The organism is Streptomyces yerevanensis (genome assembly GCF_000716805.1).
GTDB classification, from domain to species: Bacteria; Actinomycetota; Actinomycetes; order Streptomycetales; family Streptomycetaceae; genus Streptomyces; species Streptomyces flaveus.
Map to the genome: position 1 here is coordinate 283,542 of NZ_JNWJ01000003.1, position 21,634 is coordinate 305,175.

The 21,634-nt window shown below is 69.1% G+C and carries 19 protein-coding genes and 4 pseudogenes; 12 read left to right on the top strand and 11 right to left on the bottom strand.

Annotated features, from left to right (window positions below):
• Nucleotides 1-159 precede the first annotated feature (159 nt).
• From OP79_RS04910 to OP79_RS04920, 3 genes are all read right to left on the bottom strand, one after another.
• Entirely contained in the window at nucleotides 160-813 is a 654-nt protein-coding gene (locus OP79_RS04910) for a hypothetical protein (protein WP_033318669.1), read from the bottom strand.
• 13 nt (nucleotides 814-826) lie between these two features.
• Nucleotides 827-2,344 carry an alpha/beta hydrolase gene (locus OP79_RS04915; protein ID WP_033318670.1) on the bottom strand — a complete coding sequence of 506 codons (1,518 nt, stop codon included), beginning with the start codon at nucleotides 2,342-2,344 and terminating at the stop codon, nucleotides 827-829.
• A gap of 698 nt (nucleotides 2,345-3,042) precedes the next feature.
• Nucleotides 3,043-3,720: a uracil-DNA glycosylase gene (locus OP79_RS04920; protein WP_033318671.1), complete on the bottom strand. Its 678-nt coding sequence runs from the start codon at nucleotides 3,718-3,720 to the stop codon at nucleotides 3,043-3,045.
• A 220-nt stretch (nucleotides 3,721-3,940) separates the two neighbouring features.
• Between OP79_RS04920 and OP79_RS58005 the strand changes: the two are divergent.
• From OP79_RS58005 to OP79_RS04930, 3 genes and pseudogenes are all read left to right on the top strand, one after another.
• Nucleotides 3,941-4,021 (top strand): annotated as a pseudogene (locus OP79_RS58005) (uracil-DNA glycosylase); the annotation flags it as partial.
• Nucleotides 4,018-5,061, top strand: coding sequence for an N-acetylglucosamine kinase (locus OP79_RS04925; protein ID WP_033318672.1), 1,044 nt, complete (start codon nucleotides 4,018-4,020; stop codon nucleotides 5,059-5,061). The pseudogene OP79_RS58005 and the gene OP79_RS04925, both read left to right, overlap by 4 nt.
• Before the next feature lie 119 nt (nucleotides 5,062-5,180).
• A complete protein-coding gene (locus OP79_RS04930; protein ID WP_106972289.1) occupies nucleotides 5,181-6,104 on the top strand; it encodes a sirohydrochlorin chelatase in 924 nt (307 codons plus the stop codon).
• A gap of 218 nt (nucleotides 6,105-6,322) precedes the next feature.
• Here the strand turns inward: OP79_RS04930 and OP79_RS04935 are convergent.
• Nucleotides 6,323-6,994: pseudogene (locus tag OP79_RS04935) on the bottom strand (FUSC family protein); the annotation flags it as partial.
• Nucleotides 6,995-7,424: 430 nt separating this feature from the next.
• On the opposite strand from OP79_RS04935, the pseudogene OP79_RS56775 reads away from it, so the two are divergent.
• Nucleotides 7,425-7,526: pseudogene (locus OP79_RS56775) on the top strand (transcriptional regulator); the annotation flags it as partial.
• A gap of 220 nt (nucleotides 7,527-7,746) precedes the next feature.
• On the opposite strand, the gene OP79_RS04940 reads toward OP79_RS56775, so the two are convergent.
• Entirely contained in the window at nucleotides 7,747-8,379 is a 633-nt protein-coding gene (locus tag OP79_RS04940; RefSeq protein ID WP_033318674.1) for a TetR/AcrR family transcriptional regulator, read from the bottom strand.
• A 191-nt stretch (nucleotides 8,380-8,570) separates the two neighbouring features.
• On the opposite strand from OP79_RS04940, the gene OP79_RS04945 reads away from it, so the two are divergent.
• The 4 genes from OP79_RS04945 (at nucleotide 8,571) to uidA (ending at nucleotide 13,583) form a co-directional block, all read left to right on the top strand.
• A complete protein-coding gene (locus OP79_RS04945) occupies nucleotides 8,571-9,863 on the top strand; it encodes a sugar ABC transporter substrate-binding protein (protein ID WP_033318675.1) in 1,293 nt (430 codons plus the stop codon).
• Entirely contained in the window at nucleotides 9,860-10,813 is a 954-nt protein-coding gene (locus tag OP79_RS04950; RefSeq protein WP_033318676.1) for a carbohydrate ABC transporter permease, read from the top strand. Before OP79_RS04945 ends, OP79_RS04950 begins: the two co-directional genes overlap by 4 nt.
• A 1-nt stretch (nucleotide 10,814) precedes the next feature.
• The gene (locus tag OP79_RS04955) at nucleotides 10,815-11,714 is read left to right on the top strand and encodes a carbohydrate ABC transporter permease (protein ID WP_033318677.1); all 900 of its coding nucleotides are present in this window, start codon (nucleotides 10,815-10,817) and stop codon (nucleotides 11,712-11,714) included.
• 75 nt (nucleotides 11,715-11,789) lie between these two features.
• Nucleotides 11,790-13,583: a beta-glucuronidase gene (gene uidA, locus OP79_RS04960; protein ID WP_033318678.1), complete on the top strand. Its 1,794-nt coding sequence runs from the start codon at nucleotides 11,790-11,792 to the stop codon at nucleotides 13,581-13,583.
• A gap of 276 nt (nucleotides 13,584-13,859) precedes the next feature.
• On the opposite strand, the gene OP79_RS04965 is transcribed toward uidA, so the two are convergent.
• The 3 genes and pseudogenes from OP79_RS04965 to OP79_RS04975 all read right to left on the bottom strand — a co-directional run bounded on the left by OP79_RS04965 (nucleotide 13,860) and on the right by OP79_RS04975 (nucleotide 16,088).
• Nucleotides 13,860-14,387 carry an MFS transporter gene (locus OP79_RS04965; protein WP_245685218.1) on the bottom strand — a complete coding sequence of 176 codons (528 nt, stop codon included), beginning with the start codon at nucleotides 14,385-14,387 and terminating at the stop codon, nucleotides 13,860-13,862.
• Nucleotides 14,388-14,470: 83 nt separating this feature from the next.
• Nucleotides 14,471-14,620 (bottom strand): annotated as a pseudogene (locus OP79_RS53695) (transposase); the annotation flags it as partial.
• 1 nt (nucleotide 14,621) lies between these two features.
• Nucleotides 14,622-16,088: an FUSC family protein gene (locus OP79_RS04975; protein WP_033318743.1), complete on the bottom strand. Its 1,467-nt coding sequence runs from the start codon at nucleotides 16,086-16,088 to the stop codon at nucleotides 14,622-14,624.
• 209 nt (nucleotides 16,089-16,297) lie between these two features.
• Here OP79_RS04975 and OP79_RS04980 point away from each other — a divergent pair, with 209 nt between their 5' ends.
• Both OP79_RS04980 and OP79_RS04985 read left to right on the top strand, forming a co-directional pair.
• Nucleotides 16,298-16,774 carry an Lrp/AsnC family transcriptional regulator gene (locus OP79_RS04980; protein WP_033318679.1) on the top strand — a complete coding sequence of 159 codons (477 nt, stop codon included), beginning with the start codon at nucleotides 16,298-16,300 and terminating at the stop codon, nucleotides 16,772-16,774.
• 74 nt (nucleotides 16,775-16,848) lie between these two features.
• A complete protein-coding gene (locus OP79_RS04985) occupies nucleotides 16,849-17,544 on the top strand; it encodes an HAD family hydrolase (RefSeq protein ID WP_033318680.1) in 696 nt (231 codons plus the stop codon).
• Between the two features lie 24 nt (nucleotides 17,545-17,568).
• Here OP79_RS04985 and OP79_RS04990 read toward each other — a convergent pair whose 3' ends face one another.
• The gene (locus OP79_RS04990; protein WP_033318681.1) at nucleotides 17,569-18,759 is read right to left on the bottom strand and encodes a zinc-dependent alcohol dehydrogenase; all 1,191 of its coding nucleotides are present in this window, start codon (nucleotides 18,757-18,759) and stop codon (nucleotides 17,569-17,571) included.
• 113 nt (nucleotides 18,760-18,872) lie between these two features.
• Nucleotides 18,873-19,901: an NAD-dependent epimerase/dehydratase family protein gene (locus tag OP79_RS04995; protein WP_033318682.1), complete on the bottom strand. Its 1,029-nt coding sequence runs from the start codon at nucleotides 19,899-19,901 to the stop codon at nucleotides 18,873-18,875.
• Between the two features lie 199 nt (nucleotides 19,902-20,100).
• Between OP79_RS04995 and OP79_RS05000 the strand changes: the two genes are divergently transcribed.
• Nucleotides 20,101-20,526, top strand: a complete 426-nt coding sequence (locus OP79_RS05000) for a PPOX class F420-dependent oxidoreductase (RefSeq protein WP_033318683.1) — start codon at nucleotides 20,101-20,103, stop codon at nucleotides 20,524-20,526.
• Between the two features lie 24 nt (nucleotides 20,527-20,550).
• Here the strand turns inward: OP79_RS05000 and OP79_RS05005 are convergent, their stop codons facing one another.
• Nucleotides 20,551-21,108, bottom strand: a complete 558-nt coding sequence (locus tag OP79_RS05005) for a TetR/AcrR family transcriptional regulator (RefSeq protein ID WP_211270741.1) — start codon at nucleotides 21,106-21,108, stop codon at nucleotides 20,551-20,553.
• 223 nt (nucleotides 21,109-21,331) lie between these two features.
• Here OP79_RS05005 and OP79_RS05010 point away from each other — a divergent pair.
• A partial coding sequence (locus tag OP79_RS05010; RefSeq protein WP_033318685.1) for a (2Fe-2S)-binding protein occupies nucleotides 21,332-21,634 on the top strand: 303 nt, incomplete at its 3' end.

The following is a 21,634-nucleotide window of genomic DNA, read 5'->3' on the forward strand; positions in this document are numbered from 1 at the left end:
CCAGCAGTCGTCAGTCCATGAGTCGTCGGGCATTGGGCTTGGGCATCGGGCAAGCCCTCTGCACCCCTCGCCGTCACCGGACGTATCACTTCGGTCGTGCCACGACTCCCCAACGCGTCTCAAAGCGCTCACCCACCGGGGCCCGGACAAACGTCAAGCTCAGCCCGCCCCGCCGTCGAGCAGCCAGTTGTAGCGCAGCCGCAGCGCCCGCTCGGTGCTGGCCGCCACAGTGACGAGCGTGACCACGATGTTGCCCCATGCCGACAGATCGATGGGCGAGGTGAAGTGCCCGACGTACTGGGCGACGCCCTCCGGCGCCCGGGTGACCTGTTCGGCGAGCTGAAGGATCAGGAGAACCAGGCCGGTGACGAGCACGATCGACGAGAGGAAACCGATCCAGCGGCTCAGTGCGGGGTGCGCACGGTCGAGGCGCGCGCGGCGCCCCTCGGCGGAGGCGGGGTCCGGGACGAGTTGGTGCTCGGCCCCCTCGACGGTGACGTAGTGACAGCGCTTGAGCCCGAAGGCGCTCGTCCTTACTTCGATGGTTCCGCCCTGGACGGGGAAGACAGCAGGGACTTTGGACTCGGCGTGATGCCTGCCATCGAGGTACAGGTGGGCCTTGACGTAGCCCTCCGACTGATTCTGATGCTTGACGTCGACGGCGTAGACCGTCTGCCGACCATCATCATGCGTCAGCCGAAGATGGAACAGTGCGGGAGTAAGCATCTGCCACCAGCGGAAACGCTTCAACGGTCGCCCGTCCCCGGGCTTGACCCGCTGCACAGCCCGACGATGCCGCCACTCCTTGAGCATGCCTCTACTCCCGTTACTTGCTCGGCTCCGCCGCGCAGGCGAGGTCCTGCGACGGGCGCTGCCCGGTGGTCAGGAACGCCGTCACCGCGTCGTTCGCGCACGTGTTGGCGCCGAACGGATAGACGCCGTGCCCGCCCTGGTCTGCCGTCACCATCGTGGTCCGCTTCCCGAGCGCCCGCCGCAGCTCCCGGGCGCCGGCCAGCGGTGTTCCCGGGTCGCGCTCGTTCTGCACCATGAGCACGTTCGACGGGCCCCGGTCACCGATGCGCACCGGCTTCTCGACCCGCTCGTCCGGCCAGAACGCGCACGGTCCGATGCCGGCCGTGGACGCGCCCAGCATCGGGTATTTCAGCCGGTCGACCGCGACGTTGCGCTGGTACTCCCGGACCGTCTCCGGCCAGCGTGTATCGCCGCATATCACCGAAAAGCGGGCGGACATGAAGTTCTCCATGTTCGGAAACGGCGGGATGGGCGGCGGCTGGTCCGTGTCGAGTGCCTGCCAGGTCTTGGCCACCAGGGGCATGTCCGCATCGCTGTAGAGGCGGTCGAACGTGATCCCGCGGAACAACGTCGCGTCGAAGCCCTGGACCGGTTTCGCCTCCAGCCGCTTGGCGAGCTCGAAGAACTTCGCGGTCACCTGCTGCGGTGTGGTGCCCAGACCGTACTCGGGGTGCGCGGCGGCGAACGCTGCGAAGTCCGGGAACCGGTCCTCCATTCCACGGGCCAGCAACCGCATGGCCGTGACGTCGTAACCGCCGGGGCCCAGGTTGCTGTCGAGCACGACCCGGTCGCTGCGCTTCGGGAACAGCGTCGTGTACACCGCACCGAGGTAGCTGCCGTAGGAAGCACCGAGGTACGAGAGCTTCGGCTCGCCCAGCGCCGCCCGGATCCGGTCCATGTCGCGCGCGGTGTTCGCGGTGGTGGTGTGCGGCAGCATCCCCGCCGTCCGCGAGGTGGCGCACTGCTCGGCGATGGTCCGCGCGTTCCCCGCCTCCCGCGCGACATCGGCCGCGGTGTGCGCGTACGGCGGGACGTTGCCGCGTGCCTGCTGCTCCGGCGTCAGATCGCAGGTCACCGGCGTGCTGCGGCCGACGCCACGCGGGTCGAAGCCGATCAGGTCGTAGGAGTCCAGCACCTTCTGCGGCAGCCCTGAGCCGGCGAGAACGGCCGGGTAGCCGAGTCCCGTGATGCCGGGGCCGCCCGGATTGGTCAGCAGCACGCCGCGGCGCTGTGAGGGTTCCTTGCTCGCCAGCCGGGAGATCGCGATCTCGATCTGCCGGCCGTCCGGATCCCGGTAGTCCAGCGGGACTTCGAGCGTCGAGCACTCCAGACGGGGCAAGACGGCCTTCTCCGAGGCGACCTCGGCCTTCTTCGAGGCGGCCTTCTCCGAGCACGGACCCCACCGCACGGTGTCCGGCGTCGCGGCCGCCGTGTCCGGCGTCGCCACCGACACTCCCGGAATCACGGTCAGCGCCACCGAGGTCGCCGCCACCGCGGTGGCGGTGAGGGCGAGGGATAAGATCTTGTGCATCTGATGTCCTCCTGAAGGGGCGCATGGGGGCGCCGGAACGGGCGGGCATGGGACGGCCCCGCCGCTGGCCGTTCATGCGGACCAGCACGTCGATGGGGCGGGGTTGTAGAGGTCGGGGGCGGCCGGGCCGGGCGCGTGCCCGGCGAAGTCCAGTGTTCTTCCAGCGCCGCCGCGCGGACAGTGACACATGTCATCACTTCACACCCGGCCGAGGGCGGCCTACTTCCTCTGCTGTCCGCAGGCCAGACGACTGGGCACCAGGAAACCCGCATCACAAGCCGGCTATACCGACTGACAGGACACGGACATTGTGGTGGTGGCCGCCTGCCGCCGCCCGAGTAAGCCGCGCTCGCACACGGCCGCGCTCACGCGCGCGAGGCCGACGACGTGTCATAGGCACCGGATCTGCTGACGCAGCCGCTTCTCGCTGTCCGGAGTCTGCTCGGGCATCTCTTTGAGCCGCGGTATACCTCAGCCGTCTGGAAACGCCGGGGAGACTCAGGCGGTGGAGGAGAGCGATCTGACGGGGCGGGCGCGGCTGTCTGAGGCGGCGTTGGAGTTGTTCGCCGTGATTCCTTCAGGCTTTCGCCGTGATTCCTTCAGGCTGAGGTGCGCCTCGGCCGCGAATCATCGGCAGGTACACCTCGTCGACGATCTCAACGAGGACGTCGCCTCCGAGCCATCACACGTACCACGGCCTACGGCAATCGCCAGTCCACCGGCTGGGCACCCTGCCGGACGAGCAGGTCGTTGGCCCGGCTGAACGGGCGTGAGCCGAAGAAGCCCCGGTCCGCCGACATCGGCGACGGATGAGCGGACTCGATCGCCGGAAGATCCCCGAGCAGCGGCCTCAGATTCCGCGCGTCGCGCCCCCACAGAATCGACACCAGCGGCTTACCGCGCGCGGCAAGCGCCCGGATGGCCTGCTCGGTGACCTCCTCCCACCCCTTGCCCCGGTGCGCCGCGGGCTTGCGCGGGGCCGTCGTCAACGCCCTGTTCAGCAACAGCACGCCCTGCTCCGTCCACGGCGTCAGATCCCCGTTGGACGGCCTGGGAAGCCCCAGGTCGGAGTGCATCTCCCGGAAGATGTTCTCCAGACTGCCCGGCAACGAACGCACCTCGGGCGCCACCGCGAAACTCAACCCGATGGCCATCCCCGGTGTGGGGTAAGGATCCTGGCCGACGATCAGGACGCGAACGTCATCGAAGGGCTGCTGGAAGGCCCTCAGAACATTCGCCCCGGACGGAAGGTAGGTCCGGCCGGCCGCTACCTCGGCCCGGAGAAAGTCCCCCATCGCGGCGATACGTTCGGCCGCAGGTTCAAGAGCCTTCGCCCAGCCTGCTTCAACAAGTTCATGCAAGGGTCGTGGTGCCACAGTGTGTCACCCTACTGGCACACACCGGGGTCCCGCACAAGCGCAGAAGCCCCCACGCACGGACGCCGTCCTCAGCACTACTCTTCCTCCTCATCAAGGTCATCGAGCCGGTCCAGCAGATCACGTCCAACAGATCACGCAGCCGGCCACCGGGAAGGAGAGGAGCTTGTTACATCCAGTGACCAAGCCACTCCGCCACGATCATCGCGCCTCGCCGGTCTTCGGTTCGCGCCCGTTCAGCAGGGCCGACGAACCGCTGGTCCGTCAGGGCCGCGAACCCGTGGACGGGCGGCTGCCATGACCGGTCCCGGCGAGCTGTCGGGGGTGCTGGGTGTGGACTCCGGGGGTTCGGGGCTGCGTGCCGTACTGGCGGTCGAGGGTAGCCGGGAGGACCGGGGCACGGCTGTTCCGCTGAAGTCCAAGGAGCCGGTGCGCACGGGGCCGCGCGGCATCGACGCCGGGCATCTGGTGGAGCAACTGGTGCCGATGGCCCGGCAGTTGATGGCGGACGCGGGGATCACCACGCTTCGCGCCGTCACCGTCGGGGCCGCTGGTTACACCTCGCTGGGCGATGCCCTGCGCGCCGACCTGCCGTCGGCGCTGGCCCGCGAACTCGGTGTGCGCAGGCTCGCGTTGGCCGCCGACGGGGTCACCGCGTATGTGGGTGCGCTGGGGCAGCGATCGGGTGCGGTGGTCGCGGCCGGCACCGGCCTGATCGCGATCGGTACGGATCTGACGCGCTGGCGCAGAGCGGACGGCTGGGGTCATCTGCTGGGCGACAACGGCAGCGGAGCGTGGATCGGGCGAGCCGGACTCGACGCGGCCCTGCGCGCGCACGACGGACGTTCCGGGGGCTCGGCCCGGCTCCTGACGCGCGGCGAGGTGATGTTCGGCCCGGCCGGCACCTGGCCGGGGCAGCTCTACCCGCGCCCCGACCGCCCCGCCATGCTCGCGTCCTTCGCACCCGAGGTGGCGGCCTGCGCCGACGGCGACCCGGTGGCCACGGACATCCTGGCCAAGGCCGCCCGGCACATCACCGATGCGGCACGTGCGGTCTGCCCCACCAGCGGCGAGGTCTCCGGGGAGGTCCAAGTCGCCCTTACGGGTGGACTGTTCAAGATGGGCGCCCCCCTCCTCGTACCCCTGCGTGCCGCACTGACGGACCGGCTGCCGTATGCACGACAGGTTCCGGCCGCGGGCGATCCGCTCGCCGGCGCCGTACGTATCGCCGCCGACCTGGCCGAGGACCGGCTGACGCTGCCGCGCGAGGAGGACATGCTGTACGTGATCGCGGAGACCCCCGCACCCGGGGCCCTCGCACCCGAGACCCCCGCACCATGATCCGTACGTACGCAAAGAGATCAATCCGTACGTAACTCATCAGACAAAAGCGGACGTATACCGTTCACCTGCCCCCTCCCCGAACAGGGGAGCCCAAGAAACCAGTAACATGCGGCGCCATGAGCTCCCCCACTGGGCCCGCGTCCGGCCTGCCAGTACGAATGCCGCGACCCCGCCAGTCCGGGCGGCACCGCCGTCCGGAGCCGCTGGCGGCTCCCGAGGGCGCGCCCGCGCTCGTCCTCGCGGTGCCCGGCACGCCCAGCGGCGCCGTCCGCAGCCTCGCCGACGAGGTCGTGAGCATCGCGCGCTCCGAGCTCCCCGGCCTCGATGCGCGGATTGCGTACCTCGACGGTGACGACTCGGAGTTCCCCACGCTTCAGTCGGTGCTCGTGCACACCGCCGAGGAGCGCACCGCCCGCTTCGAGCAGGCCCGCGCCGCCGGGGTGGACGCCCGCGAGCCGGAGGGCCCTGTCGCCGTCGTCGTGCCGCTGCTCGCCGGTCCGGACAACGCGTTGCTGCGCCGCATCCGTCAGGCCGTCATGGAGAGCCGTGTCGCGGCCGAGCTGACCGATGTGCTCGGCCCGCACCCGCTGCTCGCCGAGGCGCTGCACGTACGGCTGTCCGAGGCGGGTCTGGCGCGCGCCGACCGCGCCCGCCTGTTCACCGTGGCGACCGCCGCGGACGGCATCATCCTGGCGTCCGTGGGCGGCGAGGAGGCCGTACAGGCGGCCGGGATCACCGGCATGCTGCTCGCCGCCCGCCTCGCCGTGCCGGTGATGGCTGCGGCGCTCGACGAGGAGGGCGCGATCGCATCCACCGCCGAGCAGCTGCGCTCCTCGGGCTCCCAGCAGCTGGCGCTCGCGCCGTACCTGATCGGCCCCGAGCTCGACTCGACGCTGCTCGACGCCGCCGCGAAGGAGGCCGGCTGCTCTGCCGCCGAGGGGCTCGGCGCGTACCCGGCGATCGGCAAGCTCGCGCTCTCCAAGTACACGACGGCACTGGGCATCGCCCCGCAGCAGCCGCAGGGCGCGCCGGTCCGCTGACCCTCGCACACTCGTACGTCGAAGGGCCCGCTCCTCTCGTAGGAGCGGGCCCTTCGACGTGTCCGCCTTCGTACGGCCTGGCGGTAGGACCTGGCCGGTCGCTACGCATGACGCCGCCGGCGCCTCTCGGCACCGCGCCGTCGGGGCGGCGGTAGCAGCCGACGATCAAAGGTCTGGAACAAACCGACCGCCTGTGCGACACACAGCCTGGTTCGTGTTCACGCCCCCACCGTCGAGGAGCCCCGCAGCGGCGTGGCCAGCGCGGCGAGCGCCCGCTCCAGGCCGTGCAGGTGGGCGAGGGCCTGCTCGGCTCCCGCGTCATGGCCCGGCACCGCCTCGCCCAGTGTCTCTGCGTCCGACGCCACCGCACGCTCCGGCACCGCACCGACCAGCCCTTCGATCGCCGCCTCGACGCGTCCGCAGGCGGCGATGAGGCGGGCGTCGTGCGAAGCGTCGGGGTCTGCGGCGACGACCGTGAGGCCGCGTACCTCGCGGGCGCAGTCGTCGAGGAGCGTGAGCACCTGACGGGCCCTGGACTTGCGGGCCCGCATCGGGTTGAGCGGGTGGACCAGCGGGGCGAGCGCGAACCGGACCCGGCCGAGCAGCGCCTCCAGCTCCGCGGCCCGCGGCGCGGGATCGGCGCCCAGGTCACCGGCGAGGCGCCGGGCCGCCGCCGAGGTGCAGTCGTGTACGGCGTGCACGGCCCGGGCCACCCAGCGATCGGTCACCGTGTGCGTGGTGACCGGCAGGATCAGCGCGACGGCGAGCGCGGCTCCGAGCGCACCGGCCGCGGTCTCGGCGAGGCGCAGCCCCAGCAGCCCCGGATGCAGCACGCCGAGGAGCCCGTACAGCAGGCCCGCCATGACGGTGACGAAGAACATCATCAAACTGTCATCTGGAGTTTGCCCAGGTCAGGGCTACGCGGCACGTCCCAGGTCAGCAAAAAGTCAGCATTCACGCGGCATCCTCGCCCCGGAACTCCCCTGGTGTGCACCGTCCCTGACCATGGATCATGTTTCAGCGACGGCCATTTGAGGCACACACTCCAAAGCCACGCGCTAACCTCGGCATTTCATGACGGCTCGTCAGTGCAACTGGCGGGGCCGTTTCGGCTTGTTGAGCTGATCGTGGGCAGGGTTGAGGGCCCGGCTGTCGCGTCGGGCGGGCGCCGGGTTCCACGGCTCCGGCGGGGTGGTGCTGCTGCAGATCATCGTCGCGGACGGCGGCAGCACGCGCCGCTGAGAACGCATGACTTCAGGCGCCGCCAGTAGATGAGTGCGCATCCCGGGGTGAGGAACTCTCTGGGAGACTCACGATGTGTTGCTGTGGTTCAGTGCCCCACCCGGCACCGAGGGCGCGGCCCCGCTGGGCCTGCTCTCCGTCATCGGCGCGCAGGACATGACAACTTTACAGCCTGCCTGAGAGGCCCTGAGAGATACGGAAAGACCACTCGAGCGCCGATCGCCGCCACGTTGGAGACCGAAGCCAACCAGTACACATCCGAGTGGGGAGCCGAAGTGGACAGGGCCGGGCGCACTTGAGCAAGGCGGTAAGCGGCTTGCGTCGCATTCCCGCGCCCGGCAGGCCGGAAGCCCGGGCGGGCGCCGCCACTGATGTCCGGTCAGGAGGGCGCCAGGTGCTGCTACGGGTGCCGGCTGCCGACGGAAGGATCACCCAACAGATCCTCCAACCCGGCCGATATCCCGGCTATGAGATCACGCCGCGGGTCGATGAGCCACTGGAGCTGGAGCCCGTCCCACAACGCGACAAGGGCCGCCGCGATCAGCTCGGGATGCCGCCTGTTCGAGATACGACCCTCGTCCTGGTCCCTGCGTACTGCAGTCGCGAGAAAGGTGACGACCCGCTCGTACCTGTCACGGAACCACTCGTGCGCCGGATGATCGGAAGCCGAGGCCTCCGCGGCCATCAGGGCGAGGAGCCGCAGCATCTCCGGTCGTTCCAGATTGCGGCGGATGTACCGCAGGACCGCGTAGGCCACACCCTTTTCCCGGCTGTCCGACTCGAAGGAGTCGCCGCTCGCGGAGTCGGCGTTCTCGAGGACGGCCACAAGGAGCGCGCTCTTGCTGGGGAAGTGGTGCACGACGCTGGTCAGGCTCATGCCGAGCTGTTTGGCGATCTCCCTCAGGGACCCTCCGCGGTAGCCGCGCGCCGCGAACACGGCGGTCGCTGAAGCGACGATCTCGGCCCTGCGCTGTGCGCTCTTGGCGTAGGGGCCTCGGCGAGTGGCCGGACGGGCCGCCGTCTCTTCGGTCATGCCCCCAACCTAAGCATGCCCCGAGCCCAGGTGGGCGGTGTGCAGCAGTGTCCAGCCACCGGCCCGCCATCATTGCCCTCGCCGAAACTATGGCACCTGTTCGGTTTTCGCTGTACGGTCTCGTTCACCCACACCACGGCGTGCGGTAGAGCCGCTCACGCATCCACCGGGTGGAGAGGAGACGGACAACGATGTTCACCTCACATGTCTCGAAAGCACTCATCGGCGGACTGACCGCCGCACTGCTCCTGATCGGTTGCGGCCGGTCCGATACGCAAGGAAGTGGGGGCGCCACCAGCGCTCCCGTCGACACCTCACCGGCCAAGGGCACCATCAACGTATGGGCCATGGGCACCGAAGGTGAGCGCCTGCCCGAGCTGGCCAAGCTCTTCCGGAAGGCCAACCCGGACGCGAAGGTCAAGGTCACGGCCATCCCGTGGCAGGACTACGCCAAGAAGGTCGAAACGGCGATCGCCTCCCAGGACACGCCGGACGCCACCCTGGTCGGAGCCGCCGACCTGACGAACTTCGCCTCGACGGGCGGACTCGAGCAGGTGCCGGCCGGCCTCGTCGACACCTCGTCCTTCTACCCGGGCGCCGCCCGAAGCACCACCTTCGAGGGAGGCACATACGGCGTCCCCTGGTATGTGGAGACCCGTTCCCTCTTCTACCGCAAGGACCTGGCACAGGCTGCCGGAGTCTCCGCGCCGAAGACCTGGCAGGAGTACCGCCCGTTCCTCAAGGCCCTCCAGAAAGAAGGCGCGAAGTGGGGCCTGTCGCTGCCCACCGGCGTGGCGACGAGCTGGCAGGGCGTCCTGCCCTTCATGTGGCAGGCCGGCGCGGACCTCATGAACAAGAACGGCACCGAGTTCACCTTCGACACGCCCGAGGCGCTCGAGGGGATGAAGTTCTACCAGTCGTTCTTCACCTCGAAGACCTCGACCCGCAACGGGGCGGTGGCCCTCGGGGAGATCGAGCCGCAGTTCGTCGACGGTTCCACCGCCGCACTCATCTCCGGCCCCTGGGAGACGGCACTGCTGAAGGAGGCGGGCGGAGCGGACTTCCTCAAGGACAAGGTGGGGGTCGCCCCGCTCCCGAAGGGGCCGAAGTCCAACGCCAGCTACATCGGGGGTGGGCACTGGGCGGTCTTCAAGGACGCGAAGAACCGCGACGGTGCCTGGAAGTTCATCCGGTGGCTCTCCGGGTCCGACGTCCAGCAGGACTGGTACGAACTGTCCGGAGACCTTCCCGCCGTGGAGTCGGCCTGGAGTGAGGGGAAGCTCAAGTCGGATCCGGTGCTGTCCGTCTTCGAGTCCCAGTTGGAGACCGCGCTGCCCGGCCCGAGCGTTACCACCTGGAAGCAGGTCACCGCGGTCCTCGATGCCGAGATCGAGAAGGTGGCCAAGGGTGTCTCGTCGCCGAAGGACGCTCTGGAACGGGTCCAGGCGAAGGCGTCCTCGATCGGAACGGGGCAGCCTCGATGACCACGACCACCTCCGTGGAACCCGCACGTGAGAGGTCTTCCACCAGGCAGAGCACTCAGCGGTCGAGGGGCGGTTCCCGACGCCTGCGGCGGACACTGGTCGCCTGGGCCTTCTGCTCGCCCTTCGTCCTGCTGTTCGCCACGTTCGGCGTCTGGCCGGTCTTCTCGTCCCTGTCGATGAGCGTCACCGACATCACCAGCAGGGACGTGAACACGCCCTTCAGCGTCAACTTCGTCGGCCTGGAGAACTACACCGCGCTGTTCGCCGACCCCACCTTCGTCCGCGCCGCTCTGAACACGCTCTACTTCGTCGCCGTGGGCATCCCTCTGACGATGGTGATCTCCCTCGCGATCGCCGTCGCACTCAACTCCGGGATCCAGCGGGCGAAGGGCTTCTTCCGAGTCGCCTACTTCGCTCCGGTCGTGACGAGCATCGTGGCGATAGCGGTCGTGTGGAGGTACCTCTACAAGCCGGACGGGATGATCAACTCAGTCCTGTCCGTGGTGGGGATCTCGGGGCCGGACTGGCTGAACGATCCGAACTGGTCCATGCCCGCCCTCATCCTCATGGCGGTGTGGCGGCACTTCGGCATCCCGATGGTGATCTTCCTGGCGGGGCTGCAGTCGATACCTCCCGAAGTGCACGAGGCGGCCGTTGTGGACGGCGCGTCCCGCTGGCGTGCCTTCCGCAGCGTGACCCTGCCGCTGCTGAGACCCACCACGCTGGTCGTCGCCGTGCTGCTCAGCATCAGCTACCTCCAGTTCTTCGAGGAACCGTTCGTCATGACGAGCGGCGGCCCCTTGGACAGCACGACATCGATCAGCTACTACGCCTACGAGCAGTTCGGCTTCGGGAACTACGGGCTGGCCTCGGCCGCGTCCTACGTGCTGGTCACCGCGATCGCTCTGCTGAGCCTTCTGCAGTTCCGCATCTTCCGAGCGAAGGCCTGACATGACCGCCACCACCACAACGGCAGGACCGACAACCCCCACACCCACAGAACCGGCCTTCCGGGACCGACGTCCGTCCCGGCGCGTCCCGACGGCTCGTGTCGTCCTCTACTGCGCCCTCGTGCTGGGCCTCCTCGCGACGCTGGCGCCCTTTGCCTGGATGTTCCTCGGCTCGGTGAAACCCACGGGTGAGATCGTCGCCCATCCGAGTGCCTGGCTCCCCCGTTCCCCGACCTTCGCCAACTTCGAACAGCTGTTGTCGAAGCAGAACTTCGGGCTGTATTTCCTGAACAGCACGCTCGTAGCGGTGGCCTGTGTTCTAGGGAATCTGCTGTTCTGCTCGATGGCCGGATACGCCTTCGCGAAGATCGAGTTCGCGGGGAAGCGTCTGCTGTTCGGCCTCGTCCTCACCATGCTGATCATCCCCGGCGTCACGACCTTCGTCCCGCTGTTCGTGCTCGTCAGCAACATGGGCCTGGGCAACTCCTACCTCGGGCTCATCCTGCCCTTCCTCGTGACACCGTTCGGCGTGTTCATCATGCGGCAGTTCATCCGGGACATCCCGGACGCCCTCGTCGAGGCGGCGCGCCTCGACGGTGCGGGCGAATCCCGGATCTTCCTCAGGGTGATCCTTCCGCTGACCCGGCCCGCGCTGGCGACACTGGCGATCCTCACCTTCCTCGCGCAGTGGAACAACTTCCTGTGGCCGCTCGTCATCGCACAGACCGAGGACCACTACACGCTGCCGGTCGCTCTCGCCCTCTTCTCCGTGGGAGCCAACGGCACCAACTACGGCCTGCTGCTGGCCGGGGCGGTCACAGTCGTCACACCGATCATCCTGCTCTTCCTCGCCCTGCAACGGCACTTCGTCGAGGGCATCGCCAACACCGGCATCAAGTAGCCCTCTTTCGACCGTCGCAGACCTGCCTTCTCGACCACTGCGTCGACACGCGCACAACGAACAGGAGAACCAACCATGCTTCGTCCTCAGGACGGCCCCACTCGTGAACGCCGCTCCCTGGGCGGCCTGTGGAGCTTCCGCCTGGACGCGGAGGGCATCGGCCGTGCCGAGGGCTGGTGGCGCTCGCAGCTCGCGGGCGCCGTGGACATCCCGGTGCCCGCCAGCTACAACGACATCTTCCCGGACGCGACCGTCCGTGACCATGTCGGCGACGTCTGGTACCAGAAGCATGTATGGGTTCCTGCCCGGTGGGCGAGGGAACGGACGGTGCTCCGCTTCGACGCTGCGACGCATCGCGCGACCGCCTGGGTCAACGATGTGGAGGTCGTCCGGCACGAAGGCGGTTACACCCCCTTCGAGGTAGACGTCACGGCGCACTTGCGGCCGGGTGCCGAAAACCGTGTCACCGTCGTGGTCAACAACGAACTGACCTGGGAGTCGATACCACCCGGCCGAGTGGAGGAACGCGCGGACGGCCGCCGTGTGCAGCACTACTTCCATGACTTCTTCAATTACGCGGGCCTGCACCGGCCCGTGTGGCTGTACACCACGCCCCCCGTTCACATCACCGACATCACCGTGACCACCGGTTTCGACGACACGACCGGCCTCGTCACCTACCGCGTGGACAGCACCGCGCAGGCCGAGGAGCACGAGGTGCGGGTCTCGCTGCGCGATGCTTCCGGGGCCGAGGTCCATGCCGCCACCGGGGCGGTGGGGACCCTCAGGGTCGCGGACGTGCACCCCTGGGCGCCCGGCGACGGCTACCTCTACGAACTCGAGGCCACGCTGTGGAGCAACTCCGACGACCTTGTCGACAGCTATCGGCAGTCCGTGGGCGTGCGCACGGTGGAGGTACGGGGCAAGGAGTTCCTGATCAACGGAGTCCCCTTCTACTTCAAGGGTTTCGGCAAGCACGAGGACGCCGCCGTGCGCGGCAGGGGTCATGACGACATCCTGATGGTGCATGACTTCGCCCTGCTGGACTGGACGGGCGCGAACTCGTTCCGCACCTCGCACTATCCCTACGCCGAGGAGGTCCTGGACCACGCGGACCGGCAGGGTGTGGTGGTCATCGACGAGACCGCGGCCGTCGGCCTGAATCTGAACATCGCGGGAGGTGTTTTCGGCTCCGGTCGGAAGGTGTCCACGTTCTCGCCCGACACCGTGGGTGAGAGCACCCTTCGCACGCACCTGCAGGCGGTGAGGGAGCTCGTGACCCGCGACAAGAACCATCCGAGTGTCGTGCTGTGGTCCATCGCCAACGAGCCGGACAACGTCCAACCGGAGGCGCGCGACTACTTCGCACCACTGGCAGCCGAGGCACGCCGGCTGGATCCCTCACGGCCCGTCGCCTACGTCAACGCGCTCATGGGGAAACCGGACCAGTGCGTGGTCACCGACCTGTTCGACGTCGTGCTCCTCAACCGTTACTACGGCTGGTACTTCGGCCCCAACGACCTGGCGGCGGCCGAGACGGAGTTGGAGGCGGAACTGCGGCAGTGGGCCGCGCACGACAAGCCCATCGTCATCACCGAGTACGGAGCGGACGCCTACCCCGGACTGCGCAACGTCGTACCCAGCCCGTGGACCGAGGAGTACCAGACCGAACTGCTCGACGTGTATCACCGGGTGTTCGACCGTGTCGACGCGGTCGTCGGCGAGCAGGTCTGGAACTTCGCCGACTTCGCCACGGCGCCCGGTGTCTTCCGTGTCGACGGCAACAAGAAGGGAGTATTCACCCGCGAACGCCGACCGAAGGGCGCGGCGTTCACTCTGCGCGCTCGCTGGCGGAAGGCCGACCAGTAGGACTCCGTCAGGTCTCTCTGCCGGTCGTGTTCCGGTCGGCGACTCCATCAGTTGTCGCAGGCGTCGCCGACCGAGCCATACGGGCCGCCAGTTTTTGCCTTGCTCACAGTGCGCTCGCTTCGAAAACCACCGAGACCGCCACGGCAGGCCCCTTCCGTGCCACCCGCCGTATGACGAACGGGCGTTGAGGCGACCACCGACGAACGATCGATGATGCTGGGCTGTCTCCTGGCGCTGGGAAGAGCCCCCGGCTTTTCCCAGCCCACCAACTTCGGCTCATTCAACCCGCCACACCGGCACCACGCCCGGCGGCTTCCCCTCGCCGTGGTCGAACATCTCGTTCCCTCGGACGCTCACGACGCAGCCGAAGAGGTAGACCGGGCGGCGGCCGACCCGGTCCGACAGGCGGGCCCAGAGCGTGGTCGCTGCGACGCCGAGGACCGCGGCGGTCACCAGGGCGGTGAGACTGGTGGTGCCGGAGACGTCGGGCGCTTCGTCGTCGTCCAGGTAGAACAGGACGAAGGTGACCGAGACGGCGTACCCCGCGGTCTCCGTGATCCGCAGACAGAAGGCGCGCAGGACGTTGCGCCAGTCCTTCCTGATCACTTCCAGCAGCCGGTTCTTGACGACCTGGCCTGACTCTTTGAGCTCCTCGAACTGAGGCGACTCGTCGATCTTGAGCCGGATGAAGATGCCCACGGCGATCAGGACGGCACTGAGCAGGAACGGCACACGCCAGGCCCAATTGTCATCGAGCGTGTGCCTGCTCAACAGGAAGGCGAGGTTGGCGAGCAACAGGCCCACCGGGAAACCGGCCTCATCCTCACCCTCGACAGCGAGCCGCCGGGAACAGATCTTCTTCAGGTGACGCCGCGGACCAGACCGAAGACCTGGCCCGGTGAGGTGTTGGCGTCGGGCCGCAGCCGGCAGGTGACGTCGACGGCCAGGACCAGTCGGCCGTCGGCAGCCCGCGGCAGTGGCACTTCGGCCAGTGCCCGCCGCAGCCGGCAGGCATCAATGCGTCCACGGGCCACGGCGTCACCGCAACGGTACTGCGAGTGCTTTCAGCGCCTGCTCCAGACCATGCAGATGAGCCAGAGCCGGCTCACCACCGGAAGGGTGCACTGCGGCAACGGGCACGTCGACCTCACTCCGGACCGCATCAGGCATGGTCAGTGCCTCCACCGCCGCTTCCACCCGCCAACAGGCGGCAGCGAGCCTCGCGTCGTGGGAGGCATCAGGATCCGCAGCAACCGATGCCAGGCCGCGCACCTCCTGGGCGCACTGGTCAAGCAGCTCAATGACCTGGCGGGCCCTCGCTTTGCGGGCCCGCAGCGGGGTGAGCGGATGTATCAGCGGGGCCAGCGAGAGCCGCACCCGGCCCAACAGTAGTTCCAGCTCAGCGACATACCGGGCCGGGTCTGCGGCCGGGGACCCGGCCAGGCGGGCGGCAGCCTCAGAAGTGCAGGCATGGACGCAATGCAACGCGCGCTGGATCCACGCATCGGTGGTGGCATGCGTGGTCACCGGCAGCACCAACAGCACAGCGAGCGCCGCGCCGAGCGCCCCCACCCCTGTCTCCATCACACGCAGAACAAGCAGACCCGGATCGAGCACCCCCAGCAGCCCATACAGCAGGCCCGCCATCACCGTCACCGCCAGCATCATCCACGTATACGACACCGCGGCCGCATAGAAAATGCCGAACACGCAGACCGCGACGAGCCCCGCGGTCGGAGCACCAGCTCCATCCAGCGGAACCGCGAGAACCAGGCCGATGGCGATACCGATGACGGTGCCCAGGACCCTTCGGAAACCCCGAACCAGCGTCTCGCCGCGCGAGGCTGTGTTGACGAAGATCCACCAGGCGGCGCCGACGGCCCAGTACCAGCGCTCGTCCGACAGGAACTGGCCCGCCGCCATCGCGAAGGCGCAGGCGGCCGTGGCCTGGAAGGCCTGCCGGGTGGTCGACCGGGCGAGCCCGCGACCGCCGAGCGGGGCGGGGGGCGCAGGTGGCGGCGTACGTCGCTCGATGCACCACGCGCCGAAGCGCACGGCCGAGGAGGCGGCCAGGGACAGCGCCATCGCGGCGTACAGCTGCGGCAGTTGACCGGGTACGGCGTGCAGGAACTGGGTGATGAAGAAGGTCATGAACGCGAAGATGCCGAGCGCTTGACCACGCGGCCCCCAGCGACGGGCGTACACCCCGCAGAACACCACGGCGAGCCAGCTCGCGTCCCGCACGGCCGGCACCGAGTGCAGCACGGTCGCGAGGGCCAGCACGGGGAAGCCGACGAAGGGCAGCAGGGCGGTGGTGACCGCCTGGCCGCGCACGGTCGGGTCGCCGACCGTGAACAGCGCGAGAAGCGCGGCGAGCCCGCCCGTGATCGAGGCGGGCAGCGAGAGCCCGGCGAGTTCGGAGGCGGTCACCGCGAGGCCGACGCCGAGCACCGCCCGCAGCGAGACCCGCAGCCGTACCAGGCCCGGATCCGGAGCCATGAACATCTTCTTCACCGTCGGCAGCCCGCCCCCTCTTCACATGGGAATGGCGCCGCGGGTCCGGATCCGGCTTCCTTGCCGTCCGGCGCTTCGCGGCGCCATGTATACCGACAAGGTAAGCAAGAGAGGGGCAGTGGCTCAACAGGCTCGTGATCTGCTGGGCCATTGGTACAGTCGAGGACGATCAGCCAAGACCGCAGGGAGGCCAACGGACCATGGCCGTCGACGAACTCGACACCCGGATCCTGCGGCTGCTCCTGGAGCAGCCCCGCACCAGCGTCCGCGAGTACGCCCGCATCCTCGGCATCGCCCGCGGCACGCTCCAGGCCCGGCTCGACCGGATGGAACGGGACGGCGTGATCACCGGCACGGGCCCCTCGCTCTCCCCGGCCGCGCTCGGCCACCCCGTACTCGCCTTCGTGCACATCGAGGTCACCCAGGGCCATCTCGACGACGTGGGCGACGCCCTGGCCGCCGTACCGGAGATCATCGAGGCGTTCTCGATCACCGGCGGCGGTGACCTGCTGACGCGGGTCGTCGCGCGCGACAACGCCCACCTGGAGGATCTGATCCAGGCGCTGATCAGCCTGCCGGGCGTCGTCCGCACGCGTACGGAGGTGGCGCTGCGCGAGCGCGTGCCGCACCGGCTGCTGCCGCTCGTGGCGGCGGTCGGACGCGCGGCCAGGAACTGACCGGCGCAGAAAGACCGACTGACGGCCGAGAGCTGTTCAACGGCCGATAACCGGTCCTTGGCATCCTGGAGACCATGAGCTCTCTCGGCGGAACCGCGGTCATCTTCGATCTCGACGGCACGCTCGTGGACAGCGAGCCCAACTACTACGAGGCAGGACGGCAGACACTCGCCGGGCACGGCGTCACCGACTTCACTTGGACGGACTTCGAGCAATACGTCGGCATCAGCACCGCGGAGACGGTCGCCCACTGGAAGGAGCGGTACGCCATCGAGGCCCCGCGGGACGTACTGCTCGCGGAGAAGAACCGGCGCTATCTGGCACTGGCCCGCACCGCCACGCACGTCTACCCGGAGATGCGGAAGTTCGTGGAGCTGCTGGCCGCCGAAGGCGTACGTATGGCCGTGGCCTCGGGTTCTTCGCGGGAGGCCATCGAGGCGATCCTGGCGGGCACGGGACTGGACGCCTCGCTGCGCACCGTCGTCTCGGCCGAGGAGGTCGCCCGGGGCAAGCCCGCTCCGGACGTCTTTCTGGAGGCGGCACGGCGGCTGGGAGCGGCCCCGGCGGACTGTGTGGTCCTCGAGGACGCCGCTCCGGGCGCAGCGGCGGCGTACGCGGCCGGGATGCGCTGCATCGCGATCCCGTACCTGGCCGCGCAGGCCGACGATCCGGCGTTCGCCACGGCGGGGTTGCTGGTGCGCGGCGGCCAGAGCGAGTTCACGGCGCGGGCCGCGTACGACTGGCTCGTACGCTCGGCTGCGTCCTCCTGACCAGCCGACTCCCGGCCTGCTGGTTCACGGCTGGAAGAGGATCTTCACTGCTTCCTCTTGCTTTCGCTGGAAGATCTCGTACGCGTGCGGGGCCTCCTCCAGCGGGAGCCGGTGGGTGGCAAAGCCGTCGACTCCGAGGGGATCCTCGTCGGTGAGCAGCGGCAGGATGTCGTCGACCCAGCGCCGTACGTTCGCCTGGCCCATCCGCAGCTGGATCTGCTTGTCGAACATCGTCATCAGCGGCAGCGGCGAGGCCATGCCGCCGTAGACACCGCTCAGCGAGATCGTGCCGCCGCGCCGCACCAGTTCGATGGCGGTGAGGAGCGCGGCCAGCCGGTCGGTGCCGGCCCGTTCGGCGAGCCGGGCGGCCCAGGCGCGGGGCAGCATCGACGACATCTGCTGAGCGGTCCGTCCGACGGGACTGCCGTGGGCCTCCGTTCCCACGGCGTCGATCACGGCGTCGGGGCCACGGCCGTCGGTCCGGTCGCGGATCTCCTCGACGAGTTCCTGCCGTCCCTCGTACCGCCGCAGGTCGTACGTCTCCACGCCCCGCTCGCGCGCCCGGCGCAGCCGCTCCGACACCAGGTCGACACCCATGACGACCTCGGCCCGCTGGAGCCGGGCGATCCTGCAGCACATGTCGCCGATCGGTCCGAGGCCGAGGACGGCGACGGAGCCGCCGGGCGGGATGTCGGCGTACTGCACAGCCTGCCAGGCCGTCGGCAGGACGTCCGAGAGATAGACGTAGCGGTCGTCGGGCGGCCCGTCCGGTACCTTGATCGGCCCGAACTGGGCCTGCGGGACGCGCAGATACTCGGCCTGGGCGCCCGGCACGCCGCCGTACAGCCTGGTGTAGCCGAACAGGGCCGCGCCCATGCCCGAGTCGTGCACCTGGGTGGTCTCGCACTGCGTCGGCAGCCCGGCGCCGCACATCCAGCAGTGCCCGCAGGCGATCTGGAAGGGCACGACGACCCGGTCGCCGGGCTTCAGCCCCTTCACCTCGGAGCCCACCTCTTCGACCACGCCGATGGGCTCGTGACCGAGGATGTCCCCCGGTGTCATGAACGGGGTGAGCACCTCGTACAGATGCAGGTCGGAACCGCAGAGCCCGCTGGAGGTGATGCGTACGATCGCGTCCGTCGGTTCCTCGATCTCCGGGACGGGTACGGTCTCCACCCGTACCTCGCGCTTGCCCTGCCAGGTCACGGCCCTCATCGTGCGCTCCCTTCGCCGCTGCTCGTCGGCTGCTCGGTCATCGGCTGCTCGTCGTCGCCCCGGGCGCTCGCCGAGTACCCGCCTTCGCGACGCTCACCCGCCGGCGGGCCGGGTCAGCCGACCTTCTGGCCGGCCAGCGGAGCGGTCTCCTCGCCGGCGCCCTCGCGCATGCCCTGCAGGACTTCCTCGACCGCCTGGATCGCGGTGTACTGCGGCCGCCAGCCCAGTTCGTGGCGGGCCCGGGTGCAGTCCATGAGGGGCAGCCGCAGCACCGCGTCGAACAGCTGCGGCGAGGCGGGCACCAGGTGCAGACCCCAGGCCGCGGCAAGGGCGGACCGCGCCGCCTTGCGGGGCATCCGCACCAGCCGGGAGTGGAACAGCTCACCCAACACCTCGGCGTCCAGCGGCGGTTCGGCCGCCAGGTTGAACGCGCCACGGACGTCGCTCGTCACCGCGAGCCGGTACGCCTCAGCCGCGTCCTCGGTGTGCAGCGCCTGTACGCGCAGTCCGCGGACGTCGGGGAGTAGGGGCAGGAGTTCGGGCCGGGCCAGCGGGCCGGGCTTGAAGCGCCCGGCGAACAGACGGCGCTGCTGGCTCCCCGACTCCTCCTTGAAGAGAAAGGCGGGCCTCATACGGACGACCCGGGTCTCCGGCCGCTCGTACTCGAAGGTGTCCAACACGCGCTCCACATAGGCCTTTTCACGGCAGTACGCCGCTTCCGGCCAGCCGTGCGTCGGCCAGGACTCGTCCACGGCACGCTCCTTCGGGCCCGGCGAGTAGGCGCCGACCGAGGAGGCGTACACCAGCGCCGGCACCTTGGCCGCGGCCGCCGCGTGGAACACCTTGACGCTGCCGAGCACATTGGTGCGCCAGGTGACCGCCGGGTCCCGGGCGGGCTGGAGCTTCCAGGCCAGGTGGACGACGGCGTCGGCTCCCTCGAAGTGCTTGGTCAACTCGGACTCGGCCGTCAGATCCACCGCGGCCCACTCGGCCGACGGCACCGGCGGCCCGTCGGGCAGCCTGCGCGCGATGCCGAGTACGGAGTCCACCTGCGGATCCTCGCTCAGAAGACGCATCACGCTGGTGCCCACGTTCCCGGTGGCACCGGTGACGACGACCCGCAGTCCGGTTGCGCTGCTCATGATCGGCTCCTCTCCTGAACTCCGTCACCGTGACGCGTTCCCTCTGCGCGGGAGGCAAACGTGGGCGGGGGTCCGGGTGAGATCGAACCGGCTGCATACGGGCCGCAATGTGGCAACGTGGAGGCGCAGCCCGTGGATCAACACCACGCGGCTGTGCGCCCCATGAGGAAAGCGAAGATCACGACCAGCAGGAGGACTTATGTCGAAGCCGCCGCTTCCCGAGGCCGCCGTCGCCGTGCTGAAGAAGCCCAATCCGGCTGTCATCGCCACGGTGCGGTCCGACGGGCAGCCGGTGTCCACGGCCACCTGGTACCTCTGGGAAGACGACGGGCGGGTACTGGTCAACATGGACGAGGGCCGCAAGCGGCTCGACCACATGCGCAACGATCCCCGCGTCACACTGACGGTGCTCGACGAGGGCAACTGGTACACGCACATCACGCTCATCGGCCGGGTGGTGGAGATGCGCGACGACGAGGGCCTGGCCGGCATCGACCGGTTGTCCCGGCACTACGGCGGGCGCCCGTATCCGCAGCGGGACCGCGCCCGGGTCAGCGCCTGGATCGAGATCGACCGCTGGCACGGCTGGGGCGACCTCCGGGACAGCAGCCAGGCGGCCGGCTGAGGATCGCCCCTCGAAGACGCCCGCTCAGCGCCCCGGAGCGCCGGCGCGCAGTCCGTCCATGACAAGGTCCATGAGTCGCCCGGCGCGCCCCTGCCAGTCGTCCCCGTGGGGATCTATCTGCCAGAGCCCGGCGATGGCGAGCATGAAGTCGTCGGGGGTCATCCCGTGGCGGATGGTGCCGGCGTCCTCGTTCGCCTTCAGCAGGAGCGCGATGGCGTCGCTCACCGGGCCGTGCCCCGGTTTCGCCGGACCGCCGGGCGCACTGGTCGCTTTGCGGATCGCCTCGGCCAGCCCCACCTTGGCCATGGCGTACTGGGCCAGGCGGTCCATCCACTCGCGCAGCGCCTGATCCGGCGCGCGAGTTTGCAGCAACTGGGCCGCGGCATCGGCGACCTGCTGCACTTCGTGGCGGTAGACCTCCAGGACGAGGGCTTCGCGGCTGGGGAAGTTGCGGTAGAACGTCCCCTGCCCGACACCCGCTTTCTTCGCGATCGTACTCAGCGGGACGTCGGCCGAGCGGGTCAGCTCCGCCAGCGCCACCTCCAGGATGCGCTCGCGATTCCGTTGCGCGTCCGAGCGCATGGGTGCGTCATTTCTGTCCTGCACTCGTCCTCCTTCCAGGAATCACGTCAGGACCTCCCTTGCTGAGCGGACAGCTGTCCGTTAGGTTCGTGGTTACCGGACAGCTGTCCGCTTAGGTCCACCTTAGCGGCAAACGCTCCTGCGCGGACGGCCGGAATCGATCGCCGACCACATTGTCCTGTCCGGCTTCGACGCGCACCGCCCACGTGAAGGAAGGCTGATCATGGCCCCAGCTCCCTCGACGTACGCAACCATCACCCTGAACATCAACGGCGAGAAGTACACGCTGCCCGTCGACCACCGCACCACCCTGCTCGACGCGCTCCGCGAGCATCTCGATCTGACCGGCACCAAAAAAGGCTGCGACCAAGGTCAGTGCGGTGCCTGCACGTTACTGATCGACGGACGCCGTGCCGTCTCCTGTCTCCAGCTCGCGGTGGCCGCCGAGGGGCGCGAGATCACCACCATCGAAGGCGTCGCCGAGGGCGAGCAACTGCACCCCGTACAGCAGGCGTTCCTCGATCTC

What these genes read in the sequence shown, in the direction of transcription:
- OP79_RS04910 (WP_033318669.1), bottom strand. Translation starts at nt 813, where the DNA reads ATGCTCAAGGAGTGGCGGCATCGTCGGGCTGTGCAGCGGGTCAAGCCC.
- OP79_RS04915 (WP_033318670.1), bottom strand. Translation starts at nt 2,344, where the DNA reads ATGCACAAGATCTTATCCCTCGCCCTCACCGCCACCGCGGTGGCGGCG.
- OP79_RS04925 (WP_033318672.1), top strand. Translation starts at nt 4,018, where the DNA reads ATGACCGGTCCCGGCGAGCTGTCGGGGGTGCTGGGTGTGGACTCCGGG.
- OP79_RS04930 (WP_106972289.1), top strand. Translation starts at nt 5,181, where the DNA reads ATGAGCTCCCCCACTGGGCCCGCGTCCGGCCTGCCAGTACGAATGCCG.
- OP79_RS04940 (WP_033318674.1), bottom strand. Translation starts at nt 8,379, where the DNA reads ATGACCGAAGAGACGGCGGCCCGTCCGGCCACTCGCCGAGGCCCCTAC.
- OP79_RS04945 (WP_033318675.1), top strand. Translation starts at nt 8,571, where the DNA reads ATGTTCACCTCACATGTCTCGAAAGCACTCATCGGCGGACTGACCGCC.
- OP79_RS04950 (WP_033318676.1), top strand. Translation starts at nt 9,860, where the DNA reads ATGACCACGACCACCTCCGTGGAACCCGCACGTGAGAGGTCTTCCACC.
- OP79_RS04955 (WP_033318677.1), top strand. Translation starts at nt 10,815, where the DNA reads ATGACCGCCACCACCACAACGGCAGGACCGACAACCCCCACACCCACA.
- uidA (WP_033318678.1), top strand. Translation starts at nt 11,790, where the DNA reads ATGCTTCGTCCTCAGGACGGCCCCACTCGTGAACGCCGCTCCCTGGGC.
- OP79_RS04975 (WP_033318743.1), bottom strand. Translation starts at nt 16,088, where the DNA reads ATGTTCATGGCTCCGGATCCGGGCCTGGTACGGCTGCGGGTCTCGCTG.
- OP79_RS04980 (WP_033318679.1), top strand. Translation starts at nt 16,298, where the DNA reads ATGGCCGTCGACGAACTCGACACCCGGATCCTGCGGCTGCTCCTGGAG.
- OP79_RS04985 (WP_033318680.1), top strand. Translation starts at nt 16,849, where the DNA reads ATGAGCTCTCTCGGCGGAACCGCGGTCATCTTCGATCTCGACGGCACG.
- OP79_RS04990 (WP_033318681.1), bottom strand. Translation starts at nt 18,759, where the DNA reads ATGAGGGCCGTGACCTGGCAGGGCAAGCGCGAGGTACGGGTGGAGACC.
- OP79_RS04995 (WP_033318682.1), bottom strand. Translation starts at nt 19,901, where the DNA reads ATGAGCAGCGCAACCGGACTGCGGGTCGTCGTCACCGGTGCCACCGGG.
- OP79_RS05000 (WP_033318683.1), top strand. Translation starts at nt 20,101, where the DNA reads ATGTCGAAGCCGCCGCTTCCCGAGGCCGCCGTCGCCGTGCTGAAGAAG.
- OP79_RS05005 (WP_211270741.1), bottom strand. Translation starts at nt 21,108, where the DNA reads ATGCGCTCGGACGCGCAACGGAATCGCGAGCGCATCCTGGAGGTGGCG.